The sequence below is a fragment of the Vreelandella neptunia genome (assembly GCF_000712975.1).
Taxonomy (GTDB): Bacteria; Pseudomonadota; Gammaproteobacteria; order Pseudomonadales; family Halomonadaceae; genus Vreelandella; species Vreelandella qaidamensis.
The window spans coordinates 292039-313536 of sequence record NZ_JHQL01000002.1; the positions used below are offsets into that span (position 1 = coordinate 292039).

Below are 21498 nucleotides of genomic sequence, written 5' to 3' on the forward strand. Positions count from 1 at the left end.
AAATAGCCAGACATAAAAGCAAGGCAAAAAAATGACAGGGCAAACGCCCTGTCATCTTTTTGTATCGTACGAAAGTTAATAAAACCGTTTTAATACAGCAGTCGTGGCAGGAACAGCACAATGGCGGGGAAAATAAGTACCAACAACGCACGTATGGTACCCGCAACCCAGAAGGGGGTGACACCACGGAAGATCGTGCCTGTGGATACGTCCGGCAGGACGGCTCGCAATACAAACACGTTCATACCGACAGGGGGTGTTATCAAGCTAATCTCAATAACGATGACCACCAGTATGCCAAACCACACCAAGTCGTAACCCAGCCCCGCCACTACTGGGAAAAATACCGGCACGGTGAGCAGCAACATCGACATGCTTTCAAACACGCAGCCCAGCACCACATAGATCGCTATAATCACTAAAATGACCACAAAAGGTGCCACATTCAAGCCATTAACTAGCGCCAGCAGGTCACCAGGCAACCCAGCTCGATTAATGAAGTTAGCAAAGATCAGCGCCGTTAATACCACGGCAAACAACATCGCCGTGGTACGCACCGTATCCATTAGCACATTCATTAACACCGTGGGCGTTAACGCTCGATGCATCAGCGCAATCAGAAATGCGCCCATCGCACCGATACCGGCCGCTTCGGTCGGCGTAAACACACCAAGATAAATACCGCCAATCACCAGTACAAATAGCGCCAGCGTACTGCCTACGCTTTTCAGTGCTTGAATGCGCTCTGGCCATGGCACTTTCTCTGCCGCTGGACCTGCACTGGGGTCGCGCCAGAGCACCCACTTAATGGCACCAATGTAGAGAAAGATGCCAAGAATACCGGGGATAAAGCCAGCCGCAAACAACTCACGAATGCTGGTTTCTGTCAGGATTCCGTAAATTACTAGCATGACGCTTGGTGGAATCAAGATACCCAGCGTGCCACCCGCCGCAATGGAAGCGGCAGCCAGCGAATCCTTATAGCCATATTTACGCATTTGCGGCATGGCAACTCGGCCCATGGTGGCGCACGTCGCTAGACTTGATCCACATATCGCGCTAAAACCACCGCAGGCAACGATCGTCGCCATCGCCTGGCCGCCCTTGCGATGACCTAGAAAACCATTCGATGCTCGAAATAAGGCATCGGATAATCCCGCATGAGAAACAAAGTTGCCCATTAGTATGAACAAGGGTATGACCGACAGGCCGTAATCCATGGCCGTGTCTACCACCCGGCGCGCCGCCATTGCCTCAGCCGCATTCCAATTACCGGTCAGTAAGTAGAACCCCGCAAAACCGACAATGCCCATTGCAAACGCCAGGGGCACACGCAGAAACACTAATATCAACAGTACTGCGAAACCGTACAGCGCTTCAGTCATGGGGCTCTCCTTTGCTTAATGGGCCACCGTGTTCAATTACCTTGAATCCCTCAAGCAAATAGAAAACAGCTCGTATGAGGGTAAGCAGTGCTGAAAGCGCTAGCATGATGGCGATCAATCCGATCAGATAGCCATGGGGTATACGTAAAAACTCGGTCACATCTCCCCAGGAAAACGCGCGCTCTGCGAGCGACCATACCCGTTGTGCCATCACCCAGAGGGCAGCAGTCACGATCAGGTTGACGATCACTTCACGTATCCAGATAAGCTTTACTGGGAAAACCGCATCAAGCAGATCGACGCTGACATGCTCTTGGCGCCAACAGACGACCGGCAGCGATAGAAACACCAACGCCGCCAGCATCAGTTGAGTTAGCTCCACAGCACCAAGAATAGGGGAATTAAAAAAGTAGCGGCCGCCTACGTCAGCAGTGGTCAACAGCATCATGCCAAAGAGGGTAGCGCCTGCCACCCCCTCCAACATCAGCTGCAGAACCCGACTAACGCGCGTAGCACGTGCCATTTGGGTTTGCATGATTGCTCTCCGTCCAGCGCCAGTGGAAACTTACTCTGCGTTGTCTGGTACTAGTTCATCTGGCACTAAGCTGCTAACGCTCTCTTCTTCCGCTGCAGCGACCAGCTGTTCGCGATAGAACTCGATAGCGGCCATCGCATCCACGTTACGGTTTTCTGAGACAGACTCAGCCCACTCAGCAATCATGTTGTCACTCATACTTTTCAGCGTATTGAGGTCGTCATCACCTAGCTCAGTAAAGGTGTGGCCAAGCTCTTCTGCAAAGTCGACGCCCCGCACATCGGATACGTCCATCATGTAACCGAACAGGCGAGATAAACGCTCACCAGAAACAGATTCGACAGCTTCACGATCTTCAGGCGACATTTCATCCCAGATCATTGGGTTAACAACAATGGTGAAACTGCCGCGGTAGAAGCCGCCATCAACTTTAAGGGTGTAGGGGAAAATTTCTGCGACACGGAAGCTGCGCAGCCCTTCAGGCACTAGCATGGCACCGTCGATAACGCCTTGTGAGCCTGCTTCATAAACGCCAGTAGGCGGCAGTGCAACACCGGTCAGTTCTAGGGCATTGGAGAGATCCCCCATTACGCCGCCGCCAACGCGAATACGTTTGCCTTTAAGGTCTTCTAAGGTGTCGTACTGCTCGCTGCTGAAGATCCAACCCGGGCCATGAACACCGGCAGCGACTACATCAACACCACGGTGTTCGCCAGCAGATGCTAAGTATTCTTGATGAGTGCGCCAGTAAGCGCTAGACGCGTTTTCTGATGAGAACTCCTGAAAGGTGGGGAATTCCGGAAGTTTGGTTAGTTGAAAGCGGCCCGTGTTATAGCCGTGGAAAACCCAGGTTGCATCAGCGATACCATCGGCAACCATTTCCATTTGGGAAACAGGGGGCCCCATATCATGTATCACGTCTACCGTGACGCGTCCTTCCGTGGCTTCTTCAATCCACGCTTTCCACGTTGGCCATACGATGGTGTTGATACCGTGGTTAGGGCCAGCCCAGGTACTCACGGTGATGGTTGTTTGTGCTAAGGCGGGCGTGCTCAATGTTGCGGCAGCGATAGCGCCAATCATCAGGTTTGTTGTTTTGTTCATTTTTCTTTCCTCTGGTCGTCACGAACTGGGAGCCAAACGTGATACCTTATTTTTGTAATAAAAAAAATATTCGAATCACGTTTATTATCACAATGCCTGCAGATACATGGATCGCGCAACGATCCATCGACTAATAGATGATAATACTTAAGTATAGTGATAAATTATTATTTTAAATTACAACCACTTAAATCACATTGATTTGCCTTTGAGCGTTTCAAAGCTGCTGTTTTCAATTACTTTTCTAGCTCACCATTTTTGTTACACAATTTGTTTCTGAAAGCCCATAAGCGACACGCCATAACCAAAAAAAAGCGTGATAACTGGCACAGAAAGCCGAGAGAGGTATTTCACGAGTGCTTTATCCAATCCTCTCCAACTGCCGTTCAAGCTTGCGCATGGTGTTAAGCAAGTCACGATATTCACCAACGCTCAGAGTCGACACCAGATCGGCTTCCCACGTCTGAGCTTCAGGCACTAACTTATTAAGTAGCGCTTGCCCGGCTTCTGTTAGCTGCAAATCATGTAGCCGCTGATCCTGCTGCGAAGGAGTGCGGCTGATCAAACCACGCTCTTCCAACGACTGAATAGCCCGAGACACGCGCGCCTTGTCCATATTGGTATAGGCACAGACCTTCTTGGCGGTTAAATCATCGCAGTGGCTAAGCCACGCCAGCACGCGCCATTGCGCGATATTGAGCTGATAAGACTCAGCATAAAGTGCTTCAAGCGCTTGGCTGATACGGTCAGCGAGGCGGTTCAGCTGATAGGGTAAAAACTGATTTAGGTCTAACTCTGCCCTGGCTGAAGATTCCAAAGGTGTTTCGTTGTCTGCTTTATCCATCGTCATGGTGTTTCTCCTAGCGCCGCCATTTATCGGTGGGGAGTGAAAAAAAACAGCACGATAGCTGGGAATATCGGCACCAGCAATGCACCTACTCACCCCTCACTTATCCTCTACTGCTCTCCAGCCGTTTCCCACGTGGCGATATAGTAGCGTCATAGCAGCAGACGCATTACCAGCGTTACTGGCATCACTAATTGTTAAATTAGCAGACCTTTAATGAAACTAACCCTAGGAGGAACACTGCCGCTAGATGATCTCTTATGCAACTAATTTGCGTATTATGATTATTAGACTTAGGTATTAAAATGCAACAAACAGCTGATTTTTTAGGCATTATTGCCTTTATCTTGCAAAAACATGGCTAGTAACCACGTAGCATACTGGACATTTAGTTTCATAAGAAACTATCCTCCTGGCATACAAAGATCTGAATCACCCTGATAGCACCGGAGATACCATGAGCAAGAAGTTTGCATCCCATGCCGACACCGAAGAAAAACAGATCAGTTTCATCAAGCTGGCAGAAGGGCTTTACGCTTACACGGCTGAAGGTGACCCCAATACCGGCATCGTGATTGGCGATGACAGCGTGATGGTCATCGACACCCAGGCCACGCCCATCATGGCCCAGGACGTTATCCGCCGTATCCGCGAAGTGACTGATCTACCAATTAAGCATGTGGTCATGTCTCACTATCACGCCGTCCGTGTACTGGGGGCTTCCGCGTATAACGCTGAGAACATCTACGCAAGCCAGAACACTTATGACCTAATTGTCGAGCGTGGACAGCAAGACTATGAATCAGAAGTTGGCCGTTTCCCGCGCCTGTTCAAAGGCGTCGATTCTGTCCCTGGTTTAACTTGGCCAACCATTGTCTTCCAGGAAAAACTGACCGTCTTCATGGGTGAGCGCGAGGTACAGATCATCCACTTGGGCCGCGGACACACCAAGGGCGACACCATCGTCTGGTTACCGAAAGAAAAAATCATGTTTGCCGGTGACCTCGTTGAGTATGGTGCCACTCCTTATACCGGTGACGCTTACCACGAGGACTGGCCGGCCACGCTTGATCGCCTCCAGGCCATGCAGCCTCAAAAGCTGGTGCCCGGCCGTGGCGACGCGCTACAGACTGCCGAGCAGTGCCAGGAAGCTATCCAAGGCACCCGCGACTTTTTGAATGATATGTATGGAAGTGTCAAAGCAGGCAAGGCGGCGGGCAAATCGCTCTCCGAGTGCTACGCCGACACCTACGCATTGCTGAAACCAAAGTATGGCCATTGGGTCATCTTCGACCACTGTGTGCCTTTCGACATCACGCGCTGCTATGACGAAGCAGGCGGCGAATACCCAGATCCCCGCATTTGGACAGCAGAGCGCGATACCGCTATGTGGCACTCGCTGCAGGACGCTGTCGAAAATCAGTAAGTGCTTACTAGAGACACCCACTGATCACGCCCAGCGTCGGGAGCTATTCCCCGACGCTGCAGGGGAGCAATAGATGCCAACTACCTATAAAAATCCTGTCTATCCTTACCGACGCCCGCCCGAACTCGATAGTCAAAACGTTCGCCATTGCCCGGTGGTGATTGTTGGTGCCGGACCCAGCGGCCTCGCCGCCGCTATTGATTTAGCTAAGCAGGGCATTCACTCCATTGTCCTCGACGATAACAACACCGTTAGCGTGGGTTCCCGGGCGCTGTGCTTTGCCAAGCGTTCACTGGAAATTGTCGACCGTTTGGGCTGTGTCGAGCCGATGCTTGAAAAAGGCGTCACTTGGCAGCACGGTCGCGTCTTTTTCCAAGACCGCGAAGTGTACGACTTTAACCTGCTGCCCGAAGACGGCCATCGCATCCCGGCCTTTATTAACTTGCAGCAGTATTACTTTGAAGAGTTTCTGGTCAACCGCGCTCACGACTTTGCTGAACAGATTGATCTGCGTTGGAAACACAAGGTCATTAATGTCGATGCTCAGCCTGACAGCACCACCCTCAACGTCTCTACTCAGGATGGTGATTATCAACTGACCTGTGACTACCTTCTTGTCGCGGATGGCGCTAACAGCCGAATTCGCGACATGCTGGGCCTTGAGTGCAAAGGCCAGGTATTCCAAGACCGCTTCCTGATTGCTGATGTGGTGATGAAGGCCGACTTCCCGACAGAACGCTGGTTCTGGTTTGATCCGCCCTTCCACCCCAATCAATCAGTACTGCTACACAAAGAACCCGACAATGTGTGGCGTATCGACTTCCAGCTAGGCTGGGACGCTGACCCGGAAGAAGAGAAGAAAGAAGAGAACATTCGCCCACGGGTACAAGCCATGCTTGGACCAGACGTGGAGTTCGAGCTTGAGTGGGCCAGTGTCTACACTTTCCGCTGCCGTAAAATGGATAACTTTATTCATAACAGCGTGATATTCATGGGCGACGCGGCTCATCAGGTTTCCCCCTTCGGTGCCAGGGGAGCCAACGGTGCCCTGCAGGGCGTAGACAACTTAGTCTGGAAGCTTGCTCGAGTGCTCAAACAGCAGGCACCTAAAACGCTACTGTCCACATACAACACTGAGCGCCAGCACGGCGCGGCAGAAAACCTCCTTAACTCTACCCGCGCCACCGACTTTATTACCCCGAAGAGCCATATTAGCCACGTGTTCCGCGATGTGACGTTGGAGCTGGCTGAGAAGCACCCCTTCGCACGTAGTCTGGTCAACAGCGGCCGACTCTCTATGCCGTGTCGCTATGACCACTCGCCGCTCAATACGCCCGATGTGGATGGCGGCCCAAGTGAGTTGCGCCCCGGCAGCCCCATTAAAGATGCCCCTATTCGAGTAGGCGAAGAGAACGCCTGGCTACTCAATCAGTTTGGCGATGGCTTTGTGTTGCTGCTCGACGGCCGTGCTGATGATCAACACGACGCTACTGTGTTGAAAGACCTAGATACTCTGCTAGAGCGACGCCCCGATGTCAGCCTAGTGATCGTTGGCCCCACGCCGCAGGCGCTCAGCACGCTACCGCGCACCACCGTGGTGGATGATGCTGAAGGACTAGTCACCCAGCGATACGGCCTGAAAGCAGGTGCCGGGTACCTTATCCGTCCCGACCAACACGTTGCTGCTCGCTGGCACGCCATCACTGCCCACCAGGTTGAAGATGCCTTAGACCGCGCGCTGGGCGTGCATCTTGCGGGTACCGCTGACACTACCTTTCAGGAGCGTTGCCATGCCAAGGCTTGAATTGAATCCCAACTTCACTGACCCGGATGCGTTTTACGCGGCACTCACCGCACTACACCGCGACCGCAGCGAAGCCGACAGCGAACGCATCAATGCACGCTTGATTTTGCTACTGGCTAACCACATCGGCGACCAAGCGGTGCTTGAAGAAGCGATGTCCCATGCGGTGGCTGATGGCGATCAATAGCCGCGCCTTAAGTTTATAAAAAGGCAGGTTTATAAAAGATAGGTTTAGCAAAATAACGTTCAAATAAAGCAGGACTAAACAATGACTGAACAATTAAAGTATCAAAACGGCTTTCATAACCACTTTTCAACCGAAGCGCTGCCAGGTGCACTGCCGATTGGGCAAAACTCACCGCAAAAGTGCGCTTACGGCTTATATGCAGAACAGCTCACTGGCTCCGCATTTACAGCACCACGTCATCAAAACTTTCGTAGCTGGCTTTACCGCATTCGCCCTTCAGTGGTTCAAAGTGCTTACCAACCACTAGAAAATAACAAAGACGTACACACCGCCCCATTAGAACGCCCAGCAGCCGACCCTAACCAAATGCGTTGGGACCCCGTTGCGATACCAGATGCCCCGACTGACTTTATTGATGGTTTATTCACCATTGCAGTCAACGGGGATGCAGGCACCCAGGCTGGCGTGGGCGTACATGTTTATACGTTCAATGAAGACATGACCGAGCGTTTTTTCTACAACGCAGATGGCGAACTGCTCTTCGTTCCGCAGTTGGGTGCTATACGCCTGCGCACCGAATTTGGTGAACTTGAGATTGATAACGGTGAAATTGCCGTTATTCCGCGCGGTGTGAAATTCCAAGTGCGCAGAGCGCAAGGTGTCGATGCTGCGCGAGGATATATTTGCGAGAACTACGGCAGCCCGTTAGAGCTACCCGGCCTTGGGCCTATTGGGGCTAACGGCTTGGCAAACCCGCGCGACTTCCAAAGCCCAGTAGCGGCTTATGAAGATCTAGAGGGTGATTACCGCTTAGTGGCTAAGTTCTCTGGTCGTTTCTGGGAAACTAAACTAAACCATTCGCCGTTAGACGTAGTGGCGTGGCACGGTAACTGCGCGCCGTATAAATATAACCTCGCTAATTTTAACACCATTAACACGGTGAGCTTCGACCATCCAGATCCTTCAATCTTTACCGTATTGACGTCACCTTCCGATACAGCGGGAATGGCAAATCTGGATTTTGTAATCTTCCCACCGCGCTGGATGGTTGCCGAGAATACCTTTAGGCCACCCTGGTTCCATCGCAACCTGATGAGCGAGTTTATGGGGCTTATCCACGGTGAGTACGATGCAAAAGCGGAAGGCTTCACCCCCGGCGGTGCCAGCCTGCACAACTCAATGTCGCCCCATGGCCCGGATGCTGAAACCTTTGAAAAAGCCTCCAACGCTGAGCTTAAGCCTCAGTTCCTAGGGGATACGTTGGCCTTCATGTTCGAAAGCCGCTACTTATTCCATCCAACCCCCGCGGCACTAGAGGCTGACTTCCGCCAACGTGACTATGTGGATGTTTGGTCGACGCTGCGCTCGCACTTCGACCCAAGCAAGCCCTAACACTATCAAGCCCTAATACTATCAAGCCCTAATACTATCAAGCCCTAATACTATTATGACGGGTGGGGTTTGCCTGCCCCGCCCTGACGACAAGGATTGAATCACCATGAAACTTGCAACACTTAACAATGGCCGCGACGGAGAACTCATCATTGTTTCTCGCGACCTTTCCCGTGCGGTAAGCGCTGCTGATATTGCGCCCACACTTCAGTCGGCTCTTGAAAGCTGGGAAGCCGTTAGCCCGCAGCTTGAAGCACGCTATGCGCAACTAAACAGTGGCGACGCTGAAGGTGCTTTTGCGCTTGACCAGAGTGCCCTGCACTCCCCGTTACCGCGCGCCTACCAGTGGGCTGATGGCTCCGCCTATCTAAACCATGTCCAACTGGTACGCCAGGCACGTAATGCCGAAATGCCCGAAACCTTTTGGACTGATCCGCTCATGTACCAGGGCGGTAGCGACTGCTTCCTGGCACCTACCGAAGATATCGAAGCGGTGAGCGAAGAGCATGGCATCGATTTTGAGGGCGAAATCGCCGTCATTACCGATGACGTGCCGATGGCTGTAACGCCCGAGGAAGCCGCCAAGCATATTAAGCTAGTGATGCTGGTTAACGATGTCAGCCTGCGCGGCCTCATTCCAGGCGAACTCGCTAAAGGCTTCGGCTTTTTCCAAGCCAAGCCTGCCTCTTCTTTTTCGCCCATCGCGGTGACCCCCGATGAGCTGGGCGATGCCTGGCAGGATGGCAAGGTACACCTACCGCTGACCGTGCACCTGAATGGCGAGAAGTTTGGCGAGCCAGAAGCGGGTCCCGATATGATTTTCAGCTTCCCGCAGCTGGTTGCCCATGCGGCCAAGACCCGCTATCTCGGCGCGGGCGCGGTCATTGGTTCGGGCACTGTTTCCAACCCAGACCCGGATGGCGGCCCTGGAAAACCAGTGGCTGACGGCGGCGTGGGCTATAGCTGTTTGGCCGAAGTACGCATGGTCGAGCAGATACTGTACGGCCAGGTAAAAACTCCCTTTATGCGCTTTGGCGACCGAGTGCGCATCGAGATGTTTGACCGCGATGGCAATAACCTGTTTGGTACTATCGATCAGCAAGTCGTAAAGTACCAGCCCAAATAAGCAAGACCAGAAAGACAACATAAGGAAGGCAACATGACGACGCTTTACGGCTATTTTCGCTCGTCGGCTGCTTACCGGGTGCGGATCGCCTTAAACCTCAAGGGCCTGGACTATGACCAGGTCCCAGTTAACCTGGTGAAAGGCGACCAGCGTGGCGGCGAACAGCTGGCGCGCAACCCCCAGGGGATGGTGCCTAGTCTAGTGCTAGATGATAGCTCAGTGATTAACCAGTCGCTGGCAATCTGTGAGTACCTCGATGAGACACACCCCGAGCCCGCGCTGCTGCCGGTTGACGCGTTAGCGCGCGCAAGAGTTCGTGCGCTTGCTCAGTCAGTCGCTTGCGAGATTCATCCGCTCAACAACCTGCGGGTGCTCAAGTATCTCGTCAGGGAGCTGGGGGTGGATGAGGCGGCGAAGCTAGCCTGGTATCGCCACTGGATTACCGAGGGCTTCACAGCATTGGAAGCAATGCTTTCCGCTGACTCGAATACCGGTGATTTTTGCCATGGCGACACCCCGACGCTTGCGGATATCTGCCTGATTCCCCAGGTGTATAACGCAGAGCGCTTCGAGTGCGATTTGTCAGCCTACCCGACGATCCAGCGTATCACTGCCCACTGTCGGTCGCTGCCAGCGTTCGAAAAAGCCGCACCCGAGACGCAGCCTGACGCCAACTAAACCAAGCAAAAACAAGTTATACTAAGCAGGCTAACATAAGCGGGCGTCTTTCCATTCGGAAAGGCGCCCGTCTCGTGTCCGAAGGGGCATCACGTCAAACCATAAGGAGTTAAGCGGTGCTAAAGCTGCCCTCTACCGCCACCGTCTTGGCACTAGCCGCGGTGACTGCACTTGGCCCGCTGGCAACGGATATGTACTTGCCAGCCATGCCCGCCATGGCAGACGCGCTGAATACTGGCCCAGACCGAATACAGCTCACCCTTAGCCTCTACATGGCTGGATTCGCCCTGGCCCAACTGCTGTGTGGCCCGATCTCTGATCGCTTTGGACGCCGGCCGGTGATGATCGCAGGGTTATCACTATTTCTTGCGGCAAGCCTACTGTGCGCCTGGGCACCTAACGTCGAATGGTTACTAGTAGGCCGCTTTTTGCAGGCCTTTGGCGGGGCAGCCGGCCCCGTGCTAGCACGCGCTGCGGTGCGAGATATCCATGGCCCCATCGAAGCTGGACGCATTCTCTCGTATATGGCCAGCACCATGGCACTCGCCCCGGCCTTAGCGCCAGTGGTGGGCGCGGGGTTACTGCTGTTTTTTGGCTGGGAATCGGTGTTCGTGGTGCTAGCGCTCTACGCGGCAGTGATGCTGGCGGTGCTCATTTTCATGCTGCCCGAACCCTTGGCGATAGAGCAGCGGCAGTCGATCCACCCAAGAACAATATTGGCAAACTTTCGCCTACTGCTAAGCCAACGCGCCTTTCTTGGCTACACCTTGGTGAATGCGGCCGCTTTTTCGGGGCTGTTCGCGTACCTTTCTGGCTCATCCTTTGTGCTCATCGAGTACATGGGCGTCGCCCCTACCCTGTATGGCGTGCTGTTTACGCTGATTGTCGCGGGCTTCTTTGTCGGCACGCTGGTCAGCGGCCGCTATAGCCACCGCTTGGGTCGTGATCGTCTTATCACCCGGGGAACGGTAGTCTGTGCGGCAGGGGGCGTGATCATGGCCGGCTTGGCTGCCGTTGGTATCCATCACCCGTGGGCGGTAGTGGGGCCGCATATGGTGTTCATGCTGGGGGTAGGCATTCTGATGCCGCAAACAATGGCCGGTGCACTGGCGCCCAACCCTCAGTGTGCAGGCGCGGCGTCTTCTTTATTTGGTTTCCTGCAAATGACGATTGCCGCTGTGGTAGGTGGCTTAGTCGGGCAATTCCACGACGGCAGCTCGCGCACCATGGCATTGACGATCGGGCTGATGGGGCTGCTCGCCCTGACAAGCCACTGGCTGCTGGTACGCCGCCAAAAAGAGGCGTAGCTGAATCACTGTCATTCCCAGCCACCACACCCCCGTTATTCCCGAGACACCGCACTGTCATTCCCGAGGGGGGTTATCGGGAATCCACCTTGACCTTAGCCTTCAGCAGCCCGAAAACCCAGCCCATCGGCTAATGCCAGTCAGCCTTAACTGACTGGCATTATACTCATTGCGTGGCCTTTTTTTACCTATATTGAGTTGCCTCAAGCAGCTTCGACAGCGATGGTCTTCGAGCGACCTTCACGTAGCTCCTTCAACAACGTCTCGCGGCGCTCGTTGGCTTTCTCAGCGGCAGCTTCGCGAACGGGCCCGAAACCACGAATTTCTTCCGGCAGCTTAGCAAGCGCTAAGGCCGTGGCGTGATTCGTGCCATCAAGGCGAGCCACTAACTCATCCATCAACTGCTCGTAGTCAGCCAACAAGGTGCGGTCGAGCTTACGATCAGCGCTGAAGCGGAAAGGATCAAGCGCCGTATTGCGCAAACCGCGCATCTTGGCCAGCACACCCATTGCCTTCAGCACCCAGGGGCCGAAGCGACGCTTCACCGGACGCCCTTGCGCATCTTTACGACCACCCAATAGCGGCGGTGCCAAATGGAAAGTTAACTGGTAATCACCCGAGAACGTGGCTTTAACCTCATCCAGAAAATCGCTCTGGGTGTAAAGACGCGCTACTTCATACTCATCTTTATACGCCATCAAGCGATACAGCTGATGGGCGACAGCCTCACTCAATGATTGACCACCGCCTAGCGCGGCTTCTGCTTCGCGCACTTTCGCTACCTGGGTAACGTAACGCTCAGCCCAGGCACGGTTCTGATAGCGCTCCAGGTGGCGACTATTACGCGCTACCACGTCGTCCAGTGTGGCGTTGGCAGACAGTGGCATCGTGTCCAGATGCTGCTGAAGGTAGTCGGGTTCTACCGCTGCCAGACGCCCCCAGGCAAATGCCTGACGGTTCTTCTCAACGGCGACGCCATTAAGCTCTAGCGCACGCTGTAGCGCAGGTTCAGAAAGCGGCACCAGCCCCTGCTGCCAGGCAAATCCCAGCATCATCATATTGGAAAAGACCGTATCCCCTAGCAGCTGTTCGGCTAGGCGATTGGCATCCAGAGAAGCAAAGCGTTCATCTCCTACCGCTTCACGCAACATGTTAAGGCGCTTGCTGGGCTGCATATCCGCATCGCGATAAAGGACATAATCTGCCGTGGCTAGCTCAGCAAGATTCGCCACGATACGGGTGGTCGGCTGCAGCACATTCAGCGCTTTCTGCGAACTGGCTACGACCATATCGCAAGCGATCATTGCATCGGCCTGACCCGCTTCGATACGTACCTGATTCAATTCGCTGGGCTGTGATGCCAGACGCACATAGCTAAGGACTGCCCCACCTTTTTGCGCAAACCCCATAAAGTCGAGCACGCTGCTGCCCTTGCCTTCCAGGTGTGCTGCCATGGTGATCAGCTGGCCGACAGTCACCACGCCCGTGCCGCCAACGCCACCCACTAACAGGTCATAAGGGGCAGCCAAAGTGGCAACGGAGGGGTTAGGCAAATGTGATATACGCTTCCAAAAGGCGTTATCTGCCGTGACGCCTTGCCCCTTACGCAGCCCGCCACCTTCAACAGTGACAAAACTGGGGCAAAAACCACTGACGCAGGACATATCCTTGTTGCAGGATGATTGATCGATCTTGCGCTTACGGCCTAGCTCGGTCTCGCGAGGCACTACCGATAAGCAGTTGGACTGTACGGAACAATCACCACAGCCTTCGCAAACATGATGGTTAATGAACACTCGGCGGGCTGGGTCTTCCATCAAACCACGCTTGCGCCGACGGCGTTTTTCAGCCGCGCATGCCTGGTCATAAATCAACACGGTGCAGCCAGGAATTTCGCGCAGTTCACGCTGTAGCGTGTCCATCTCTTCGCGTCCGTGAAAGGTTACCTGCTTAGGAAATTCTTTTTCATGCCCCCGGTATTTTTCAGGTTCGTCACTGACCACCACTACCCGACGAACGCCTTCATCCAGCGACTGCCGAGCAATCATCGGCACGTTGATTTGTCCATCCACGGGTTGGCCGCCCGTCATGGCAACCGCGTCGTTGAACAAAATTTTGTAGGTAATATTAACGTTGGCAGCCACGGCTTGGCGCACCGCCATGGAGCCCGAGTGAAACCAGGTGCCTTCGCCTAAGTTCTGGAAGATATGACCATTACCGGTAAAGCGGCTCTTGCCCACCCAGTTAACGCCTTCGCCACCCATCTGAATTAACGATTCGGTGCTACGGTCCATCCACGAGGCCATAAAGTGGCAACCGATCCCCGCCAGGGCTTTACTGCCTTCAGGCACCTTGGTCGAGCTATTGTGTGGGCAACCGGAGCAGAAATACGGCATGCGGCGTACACCGCCAAGCTCTTTCACGCCTGCTTGGCAGGCATCAACGGTTGCCAACTTGTCGCTAAAATCAATGTTGAAAAAGCGCGCTAAACGCTCGGCGACAAAGCCTGCCAAGAGGCGCGGGCCTAGCTCTCCCACGAAGGGAATCAAGGGCTTACCAGTTTCATCCTGCTTACCGGTAACGATAACCTCGCCTGGATGGTCGGGTTCCGACATGTACTCTTTCAGCTGGCTTTCAATAATGCCGCGCTTCTCTTCAATGACCAGCACTTCGCGCTTGCCATGAATAAACTCAAGAATGCCGGGTCGATGGAGCGGCCACACCATCCCGACTTTGTATATTTCCACCCCCAAGTCACGCAGTTTCGCTTCATCCAGCCCTAATAAACGCAGCGCCTCAAGTAAATCCAGGTGCCCCTTGCCTGTGGTCACCAGCCCAAACGTTGCCTGTTCTTGGCGAAATAAGTACTGATCAATCGGGTTGGCCGTGGCAAACGCCTGAACAGCGGCCAGCTTGTGCTCAAGGCGGGTTTCAAGCTGCGGCCCTGGCAAGTCAGGCCAGCGATAGTGCAGCCCGCCTTCCGGCATGTCGAAATCCGGCGTTACATACTCAGGCAAAGGTGGCACCTCCACCGACGCGCCGCTCTCTACGGTTTCAGAAACAGCTTTGAACCCTACCCAGCAACCTGAGAAGCGTGACAGTGCATAGCCCCACAGCCCGAAGCGTTCATATTCCGCCAATGACGCGGGGCTCACTACCGGCATAAACCACGCCATAAAGGCGACATCCGACTGGTGTGGCATTGAGGACGACACACACCCATGGTCATCACCCGCGACCACCAGCACACCGCCAGTCGGTGAGCTGCCGTAGGCATTACCGTGCTTTAACGCATCGCCCGCGCGATCAACGCCAGGCCCTTTGCCGTACCACATGCCGAAGACACCATCGACCTGCCGCTCAGGATCCGTTTCTACCTGCTGGCAGCCAAGCATCATGGTGGCTGCCAAGTCTTCGTTAATCGCAGGGACAAAATCGATGTGATGCGCTTCCATAGCGGCTTTTGCCCGCCAGATCTCTTGGTCTACACCGCCCAAGGGCGAGCCACGATAGCCGCTGATAAGCCCTGCCGTATGGCGACCATCGCGGCGATCAAGCTCCGCTTGGCGTAAGGCGATACGCACCAACGCCTGGGTGCCGGTTAGAAAGATACGGCCTTCACCACGGCTATAGCGGTCGGCCAGCTGATAGTCATCAAGACGATTGTCATTGAGAGGATTGTCATCGAGTGCGTTATCGAGAGGTGGGGTAATAGAACCCGCCTGCTCAGCAATTGAGGGGGTTGTCATGAGAGATCACCAGTACGGTTGAAGAGTTATGGTTGTAATACGCTTGAGTCTAGCCAAGAGCGCACTAAAGGTGCTTGCTAATTCACTCTTCAAAAGCCTGATTATTAATCATTACTTTCATTTTTTTAGTTTTGACGCAATGATATTCAACAAACCACAAATAAATGAAATACCCCTATGAAAGAAACGACCAAAGAAATCACCTTAGACAGGCATGATCAGCGCATCCTTACCCTGCTTCAGCAGCAAGGACGCATTACCAATAATGAGCTTGCCGAACAGATCGGGCTTTCCCCCGCTGCCTGCTGGAGACGCGTAAAGGCCTTGGAAGAGAGTGGCGTTATCCGCCGTTTTGCAGCGTTGGTGGAGCCCAGCCTAGTGGGCCAGCCACTATCAGCGCTGGTCATGGTGACGCTAGTTCGCCACCACATCGACAATACCGTCGAGTTCGAAAAACGCATTCTGCAATATCCAGAAGTGCTGCAGTGCTATGCCACCACCGGCAACGCCGATTTCGTACTACGGGTGGTGATCGAAGACATGGCGGCCTATGACCGTTTTCTGAATGAAAAACTCTTCACCTTGGACGGTATCTCCCAGGTCAGCTCCAATTTCGTACTGCGTAATATCAAAGAAGAGACCGCTATCCCGATTCGTTGAAACCAGACGAGCACCGTAGCGTTGACATAATAGCGATAGCTCAGCCGTTCTAGATGACAGAGGGGAAGCGCTTTCCCCTCTTCACCTTCCCCTCTTCACTTTCCCTCTCTTAACTCGCCTTCACTTGCCTCTAACTGCCCTCTTCGTCAATTTGAATGCCCTCGCGCGCCTCATTAATCGCCGCTATTACTTGATCGATATCGGGTATTCGGTGGGCAAGTGCCAGGGCCAGCTGGGCAAGCAAGAGTGTGTGCTGTGTCTCAGGTACCGAATCTAGCGTGACAGCCAGCTGTTCATAAACCTGTTCAAGGTCGGCAAACGGTAAAGCGGCTTGTGAAGAGACTGTGGGTGTCGATATCGCGGTCATGCGCATTATTCTCCCAGTGCTGTCTTGAAGGCGCGGCTAAGGGAAGCCGCTTCCAGTGCTTTCCAGCGTGCGGTGATATGACGATCAGGTCGTACTAAGTAAGCACTTCCAGAACTGGCGTCATAACCCTCAAAGCAAGCACCCTGTTGATCAATCAAGGTGGTAAAAAACGCCGGGCTGGCATAACGGGCAATTACCAACACATCCAGACCGCTGTCGTGTTTCTGAAGGTCAACTAAGGCGGCCTGTAGTTCAGGCGTGACGCTACCATCCTCACTAAACACCAGCAGGTTAAACCCCGTTCCCAGGTGGTCGAGCAAGAAGCTGTTTTCGCCTAATCGGCGATTGATTAATGGTGCGCCAGGTATCGGGCCAGCGCTAAAACCGATGTCATCCTCTGCCGTCACAGGGCTTTCAGCATAGGTGTAGGGCGTGACTTGCCGTGGGTCGGCAAAACGGCTTGCGTAGTCGTTACGTAGAGCCAACGATAACGCGGCATCTCGCATCAACCGATAGCCTTGACTGGGTGGGGTCATAAAGCGGGTGCTCTTACCGGCATTCGCAAAGACTTCTAGTGTGGCACCACGCCGTTCTGGGCTATAGCTATCCAATAGCTTCTCAGAAGCCTTGTTGTTCAGCACCCAAGCTAGCTTCCAGGCGGCGTTAACCGCATCGGCCAGCCCGTTATTCAGCCCACGCACCCCAAAAATGGGTACTAAATGGGCACTGTCGCCAATAAACAACACACGGCCATGGCGGTAATCGTCGAGGGCTAGCGTGTAGGCTTTGTAAAGGCTCCACCACTCAAGCTGCCACTCCCCCTCTTCACCTAGCATCTCAATAATCATGCCAACGCGTTCACGAATAGCGCTCTCGGTTACAGCCTGCTCGGGGCTTTCATTCGGCAACAGTTGATAGTCGATGCGCCAAATATCATCAGGCTGTTTATGCACTAGCAGGGTAGATTCAGGCATTACTGAAGGGCTGAAAAACGCCCTGCGCTCGGTCGGAAAGTCAGACGTCATGCGTACATCAGCAATCACATAGCGCCCTTCATAGGACTCACCGTGCAACGGCAGGTCAAACGACTTGCGCACAACACTACGCCCACCATCCGCCGCCAACAAATAGGCGGCTTCTAACTGATATTCGCCCTCTGGGGTAGTCACACGCAGAGTTACGCCGGTATCACTTTGCGTGACGTCGCTAACGGCCTGCTGCCAGCGCATTTCAATTAACGGGCTTTCCATCGCCTTATCGACCAGAAACTGCTCAATATACTGCTGTTGCAGGTTATACATTGGCAGAAAGCGCTCGTGCTCTGAATGCGGCATCTCAAAACGATAGACTTCCTGATCATGGAAATAGGAGCGCCCTCGCGTCCAGCCAAGCGCTTTGTCGATAAATTGCTGCTCGACGCCTAATTGTTGAAGAATTTCCAAGCTGTGGCGGGAAAGACAGATCGCCCTGGAACCATCATTGAGCGTCGCCTTATCATCAAGCAAGACTGACTGAACACCTTGACGCGCGAGTTCCAGCGCGGCGGCGACGCCGACGGGCCCTGCCCCCACAATGGCGACCCGGTGCTGTTTTTTCTCACCTTTTAATTCACCGGGACATACAAAGGGGAAATGCGGATAATCGAAATACAGCGAGTCAAGCTCACCCTTGCCTGCTGGTCGCATAGCACTCTCCTGTGACTGTTATTTTTAAAATGGAAGCGGTACGGAAAGGTGTATAGGCCGTATAGCGATAGCCTACACTGAAGGTTTCAAGGGGGTTGTCCCGTAAAAAGCGGGACATTTATAGCCCATCAGCGTTAACTCATTTCATGATGGCGGGGCACAAGTGAACAAAGCGGCTAACACCCAGCTAATCGAATGGGGAGCTTTACTGCCAAGCGTGGCAGCCTGCATCGAGGCAGTGGAAAGAGACAACTTCGAAAGCCAACTGCTTGCGTTATTGCATCAAGCCGTGGGTATCGAGCAATGTATGATTTTTGGCTGCTCAACGAGCGGCGACATCGACTGTTTGCTGGCCGCTAATCATCAGCTTCCGCGGGTGGCTGATCGCTTAGCCCATCTCTATGTGAGCGGCCTGTTCCGACAAGACCCTAATTACCGGCAGCTAAGCCAACTGGCAGGCAAGCAAGAACCTATAACTACCGACGCATTGACCACCATGCAGGTTGAGGCAATGTCACCAGCATATCGTAGTCATCTGTTTGCTTTTCCAGATCTTATCGACAAAGTATCACTCAACGTTGCTGCAAAAGAGGGGGCTTATTACCTTAATCTCTACCGCGGCCCTCAGAGGGGCCCCTTCACTGCCGCTAACCTGGATTGCTTAAATAGCATAGCGCCGCTGTTAACAAGTTTACTTCGGCGCCACTACAGCAACGCCCCTGCAAGGCCTGAACAACTTAGCGCCCGCGAAGCAGCCGCGCTGGCCCCGTTATCTGAGCGCGAGCGTCAGCTGTGTCTCTATTTACTGCGTGGCCACACGCTCAAAACCGCGGCGGCCAAACTCGATGTCGCTTTTTCAACGATAGAAACCTACCGCAAGCGTGCCTATGCCAAGTTAGGTATCGCGTCAAAAGCTGGCTTGGTCGCGCTTTGTAAAGCTTCAAGGTAGCGTTATTAACCCGCTCATTGCTGCTTAACGACAAGCAATACCGTCTCTAAATTTGTTTCATTTGAAACCAATTTGATCCGCATCAAGATAATTCTGCGCTTAGCGGTTGATACTGGCGTCATCGTCAACAACACCTGAGGGAGAATCATCATGGCTACTGCTAAAAAAACAGAGACCACCTCTTGGTGGGAACGCCTAACTGAGCGCTGCTACGCAACGTCGACCGCAACGCTCGCTCGCAACGTAAAACAGGAAGCAGGCGCTAGCTATGATGCGCTTATTAGTGATCTAGAAAGACCGCTAGAACCTCACTTCGAGCGAGAACTGGCAAAGCAGCTAGCAACCGACCAACCTGCTCATTTCAGCCCAGCCAACACCTTGATGCCCGTGATGATGCAGCGCTTTGGTCTTCAGGAGAAAAGTCTGGAAGAGAGCGGTCTGATCAATCATGCCGACTATGTTGCACTACGTGACAACTGCAACGCTTGTGCAGTCGTTGGCGAGTGCTGGAAAGCGATGCGAGCCAATGCCGAGCTAGATGAGTGCCGTCACCTATGCCCCAATGCAAACGCCTTTGATGCTTTAGCAGCACGCTAACGCAAAGCGCTCCCATCAACAGTGGATGGGAGCGCTTTTTACCTTAGTCTTGTTTCAGCAATGGCTTCAGGAAGCTTGGTGGCGCAGCCGTGGGCTAGCCAGTTCTCCCACCACGGTAATAATCACCAGCAGGGCCAGCAACCACGGCCACTGAGTACCGACCTGGAGAGTAGCAAGGCCCAGCGCATCGATGAAAATCAACACGATGCCTAACGGGCTGACATAACGCACCATAAACAGCCACAGCGTGTGCTGGGTACGGGAGAGGCCTAGTTCTTCTCTGAATATTTCAGTACGCAGTAAGAAGCCCGCCATCAGTGCCATGCCCAGACCGCCCAACGGCATCATCCAGCGGGAGGTCAGATAATCCAGCCAATCGAAGAAAGTGCGGCCTGCCAACGTCCAATCCGCGCCCATATTGAACGACAGCATTGCCAAGGTGCTCACCAGCCACAGCACGATGCCCACACCCCAGGATGCCCGTTTACGCGTCATCCCTTTGCTTGCAACGAGCCAAGCCACGGTCGCTTCGATCATCGAAATTGACGATGTAAGCGCGGCCATCGACAGCATCACAAAAAACAGGACACCAAACAGCGTACCAAAAGGCATTGCCTGGAAGGCCAAGGGCAAGCTCATAAAGATCAACCCTGGCCCTTGGCCGGGATTCATTCCGTTAGCGAAAATAATCGGGAAGATAGCCAAGCCAGCCATCAGCGCGACAACGGTATCAGCAATAGCCACACTGAACGTTGTGCGCGCAATAGAGTGACCTTCTGGCAGATAAGAACCATAAGTAAGAATGGCACCAGATGCGAGCGACAAGGTAAAGAAGGCATGCCCCAGTGCCGCTAAGAGTCCTTCACTGCTTAGCCCTTCAGTATTGAAAGAAAACAGAAACGACCAAGCATCAGCAAAGCCACCAGAGAAAGCACCGTAGCCAATCAGTATGCCCAGCATGATAACCATGCCCGGCATCATCCAGCTGACACTCTTTTCAATGCCTGCTTGTACGCCCTTGCCCACGATGAGCATGGTCAACACCGTTACCAGCGTACTCCAAGCGCCTAGCGTGAAAGGGTTGGCATTATTAGCGGCGAAAATCGCCGCCATGTCATCGACGCTGTTGCCCGCCAGTCCGCCGCTTAGCATTTTCCACAGATAGGAAAATGACCAGCCAGCAACAACAACGTAGAACGACAGAATCATGAAACCACACAGCATGGCCATCCAACCGAAGATAGACCAGAAACTGCCACGTCCCGACTCGTGTACCACTCGGCGGATAGCATCAATCGGGCTGCCCCTGCCACGGCGGCCAAAGCTGATTTCAGCCATCATGATAGGCACACCTACCGCCAATATGCAGGCCAGATAGACCAGCACAAAAGCGCCACCGCCAAACTCGCCGGTGATGTAAGGAAACTTCCAGATATTACCCAGGCCCACTGCAGAACCAGTGGCTGCCAGCACAAACCCCCAGCGGCCCAGCCACAGCGTTTTGGGGGGCGTATTTGTCGTTGTCATTGGGAAACCTTATAAATTTATATTGTTTTTAGGCTATTTATTTTGTTCTGTTAAAACAGATAATTAAGCGCGATTAGCTGCCTATAAAAGCCAACCAACTGCGGTTAACTAGTGATAAATAGCCATCTATAACGAGTCTATGGGGATAGCGACAGGGCAGGAATGGGTTTACC

Annotated in this window: 18 protein-coding genes; 10 read left to right on the plus strand and 8 right to left on the minus strand. The window is 53.6% G+C overall.

What is annotated here, in order from left to right; genetic code table 11:
- Window positions 1-89: 89 nt before the first annotated feature.
- The 4 genes from CR46_RS0106000 to CR46_RS0106015 form a co-directional block, all read right to left on the minus strand.
- A complete protein-coding gene (locus CR46_RS0106000) occupies window positions 90-1385 on the minus strand; it encodes a TRAP transporter large permease (protein WP_030070918.1) in 1296 nt (431 codons plus the stop codon).
- Window positions 1378-1920, minus strand: coding sequence for a TRAP transporter small permease (locus tag CR46_RS0106005; RefSeq protein ID WP_030070919.1), 543 nt, complete (start codon window positions 1918-1920; stop codon window positions 1378-1380). Before CR46_RS0106005 ends, CR46_RS0106000 begins: the two co-directional genes overlap by 8 nt.
- A 30-nt stretch (window positions 1921-1950) precedes the next feature.
- Entirely contained in the window at window positions 1951-3024 is a 1074-nt protein-coding gene (locus tag CR46_RS0106010; protein ID WP_030070921.1) for a TRAP transporter substrate-binding protein, read from the minus strand.
- Between the two features lie 361 nt (window positions 3025-3385).
- Window positions 3386-3874 carry a MarR family winged helix-turn-helix transcriptional regulator gene (locus tag CR46_RS0106015; protein WP_030070923.1) on the minus strand — a complete coding sequence of 163 codons (489 nt, stop codon included), beginning with the start codon at window positions 3872-3874 and terminating at the stop codon, window positions 3386-3388.
- Window positions 3875-4328: 454 nt separating this feature from the next.
- On the opposite strand from CR46_RS0106015, the gene CR46_RS0106020 reads away from it, so the two are divergent.
- The 7 genes from CR46_RS0106020 to CR46_RS0106050 all read left to right on the plus strand — a co-directional run bounded on the left by CR46_RS0106020 (window position 4329) and on the right by CR46_RS0106050 (window position 11791).
- On the plus strand, window positions 4329-5297 hold the full coding sequence (locus tag CR46_RS0106020; RefSeq protein WP_030070925.1) for an MBL fold metallo-hydrolase: 969 nt from the start codon (window positions 4329-4331) through the stop codon (window positions 5295-5297).
- Window positions 5298-5370: 73 nt separating this feature from the next.
- On the plus strand, window positions 5371-7101 hold the full coding sequence (locus tag CR46_RS0106025) for an FAD-dependent oxidoreductase (protein ID WP_030070927.1): 1731 nt from the start codon (window positions 5371-5373) through the stop codon (window positions 7099-7101).
- Window positions 7088-7288, plus strand: a complete 201-nt coding sequence (locus tag CR46_RS0106030; protein WP_030070929.1) for a DUF2783 domain-containing protein — start codon at window positions 7088-7090, stop codon at window positions 7286-7288. The genes CR46_RS0106025 and CR46_RS0106030 overlap by 14 nt, the downstream gene beginning before the upstream one ends.
- A gap of 81 nt (window positions 7289-7369) precedes the next feature.
- The gene (hmgA, locus tag CR46_RS0106035) at window positions 7370-8680 is read left to right on the plus strand and encodes a homogentisate 1,2-dioxygenase (RefSeq protein ID WP_030070931.1); all 1311 of its coding nucleotides are present in this window, start codon (window positions 7370-7372) and stop codon (window positions 8678-8680) included.
- Between the two features lie 106 nt (window positions 8681-8786).
- Window positions 8787-9806: a fumarylacetoacetate hydrolase family protein gene (locus CR46_RS0106040; protein WP_030070933.1), complete on the plus strand. Its 1020-nt coding sequence runs from the start codon at window positions 8787-8789 to the stop codon at window positions 9804-9806.
- A 33-nt stretch (window positions 9807-9839) separates the two neighbouring features.
- Window positions 9840-10484, plus strand: a complete 645-nt coding sequence (gene maiA / locus CR46_RS0106045) for a maleylacetoacetate isomerase (RefSeq protein WP_030070935.1) — start codon at window positions 9840-9842, stop codon at window positions 10482-10484.
- A gap of 116 nt (window positions 10485-10600) precedes the next feature.
- A complete protein-coding gene (locus tag CR46_RS0106050; protein WP_030070936.1) occupies window positions 10601-11791 on the plus strand; it encodes a multidrug effflux MFS transporter in 1191 nt (396 codons plus the stop codon).
- Between the two features lie 203 nt (window positions 11792-11994).
- Here the strand turns inward: CR46_RS0106050 and CR46_RS0106055 are convergent, their stop codons facing one another.
- A complete protein-coding gene (locus CR46_RS0106055; RefSeq protein WP_030070937.1) occupies window positions 11995-15540 on the minus strand; it encodes an indolepyruvate ferredoxin oxidoreductase family protein in 3546 nt (1181 codons plus the stop codon).
- 177 nt (window positions 15541-15717) lie between these two features.
- On the opposite strand from CR46_RS0106055, the gene CR46_RS0106065 reads away from it, so the two are divergent.
- Window positions 15718-16200: an Lrp/AsnC family transcriptional regulator gene (locus tag CR46_RS0106065; protein WP_030070938.1), complete on the plus strand. Its 483-nt coding sequence runs from the start codon at window positions 15718-15720 to the stop codon at window positions 16198-16200.
- Window positions 16201-16330: 130 nt separating this feature from the next.
- On the opposite strand, the gene CR46_RS0106070 is transcribed toward CR46_RS0106065, so the two are convergent.
- Both CR46_RS0106070 and CR46_RS0106075 read right to left on the minus strand, forming a co-directional pair.
- Window positions 16331-16567 (minus strand): hypothetical protein, encoded by a 237-nt coding sequence (locus CR46_RS0106070; RefSeq protein WP_030070939.1) that lies wholly within the window; start codon window positions 16565-16567, stop codon window positions 16331-16333.
- 5 nt (window positions 16568-16572) lie between these two features.
- Window positions 16573-18252, minus strand: coding sequence for an FAD-dependent monooxygenase (locus CR46_RS0106075; protein ID WP_030070940.1), 1680 nt, complete (start codon window positions 18250-18252; stop codon window positions 16573-16575).
- 163 nt (window positions 18253-18415) lie between these two features.
- Between CR46_RS0106075 and CR46_RS0106080 the strand changes: the two genes are divergently transcribed.
- On the plus strand, window positions 18416-19201 hold the full coding sequence (locus tag CR46_RS0106080) for a helix-turn-helix transcriptional regulator (RefSeq protein WP_030070941.1): 786 nt from the start codon (window positions 18416-18418) through the stop codon (window positions 19199-19201).
- Window positions 19202-19351: 150 nt separating this feature from the next.
- Complete coding sequence (locus CR46_RS0106085; protein ID WP_030070943.1) at window positions 19352-19798, plus strand: DUF6455 family protein; 447 nt, start codon at window positions 19352-19354, stop codon at window positions 19796-19798.
- Window positions 19799-19864: 66 nt separating this feature from the next.
- Here the strand turns inward: CR46_RS0106085 and CR46_RS0106090 are convergent, their stop codons facing one another.
- Window positions 19865-21325, minus strand: coding sequence for a sodium-dependent transporter (locus tag CR46_RS0106090; protein WP_030070944.1), 1461 nt, complete (start codon window positions 21323-21325; stop codon window positions 19865-19867).
- Between the last annotated feature and the right edge of the window lie 173 nt (window positions 21326-21498).

Coding starts and splice junctions, on each gene's coding strand:
- CR46_RS0106000 (WP_030070918.1), bottom strand. CDS start 1,385: ATGACTGAAGCGCTGTACGGTTTCGCAGTACTGTTGATATTAGTGTTT.
- CR46_RS0106005 (WP_030070919.1), bottom strand. CDS start 1,920: ATGCAAACCCAAATGGCACGTGCTACGCGCGTTAGTCGGGTTCTGCAG.
- CR46_RS0106010 (WP_030070921.1), bottom strand. CDS start 3,024: ATGAACAAAACAACAAACCTGATGATTGGCGCTATCGCTGCCGCAACA.
- CR46_RS0106015 (WP_030070923.1), bottom strand. CDS start 3,874: ATGACGATGGATAAAGCAGACAACGAAACACCTTTGGAATCTTCAGCC.
- CR46_RS0106020 (WP_030070925.1), top strand. CDS start 4,329: ATGAGCAAGAAGTTTGCATCCCATGCCGACACCGAAGAAAAACAGATC.
- CR46_RS0106025 (WP_030070927.1), top strand. CDS start 5,371: ATGCCAACTACCTATAAAAATCCTGTCTATCCTTACCGACGCCCGCCC.
- CR46_RS0106030 (WP_030070929.1), top strand. CDS start 7,088: ATGCCAAGGCTTGAATTGAATCCCAACTTCACTGACCCGGATGCGTTT.
- hmgA (WP_030070931.1), top strand. CDS start 7,370: ATGACTGAACAATTAAAGTATCAAAACGGCTTTCATAACCACTTTTCA.
- CR46_RS0106040 (WP_030070933.1), top strand. CDS start 8,787: ATGAAACTTGCAACACTTAACAATGGCCGCGACGGAGAACTCATCATT.
- maiA (WP_030070935.1), top strand. CDS start 9,840: ATGACGACGCTTTACGGCTATTTTCGCTCGTCGGCTGCTTACCGGGTG.
- CR46_RS0106055 (WP_030070937.1), bottom strand. CDS start 15,540: ATGACAACCCCCTCAATTGCTGAGCAGGCGGGTTCTATTACCCCACCT.
- CR46_RS0106065 (WP_030070938.1), top strand. CDS start 15,718: ATGAAAGAAACGACCAAAGAAATCACCTTAGACAGGCATGATCAGCGC.
- CR46_RS0106070 (WP_030070939.1), bottom strand. CDS start 16,567: ATGACCGCGATATCGACACCCACAGTCTCTTCACAAGCCGCTTTACCG.
- CR46_RS0106075 (WP_030070940.1), bottom strand. CDS start 18,252: ATGCGACCAGCAGGCAAGGGTGAGCTTGACTCGCTGTATTTCGATTAT.
- CR46_RS0106085 (WP_030070943.1), top strand. CDS start 19,352: ATGGCTACTGCTAAAAAAACAGAGACCACCTCTTGGTGGGAACGCCTA.
- CR46_RS0106090 (WP_030070944.1), bottom strand. CDS start 21,325: ATGACAACGACAAATACGCCCCCCAAAACGCTGTGGCTGGGCCGCTGG.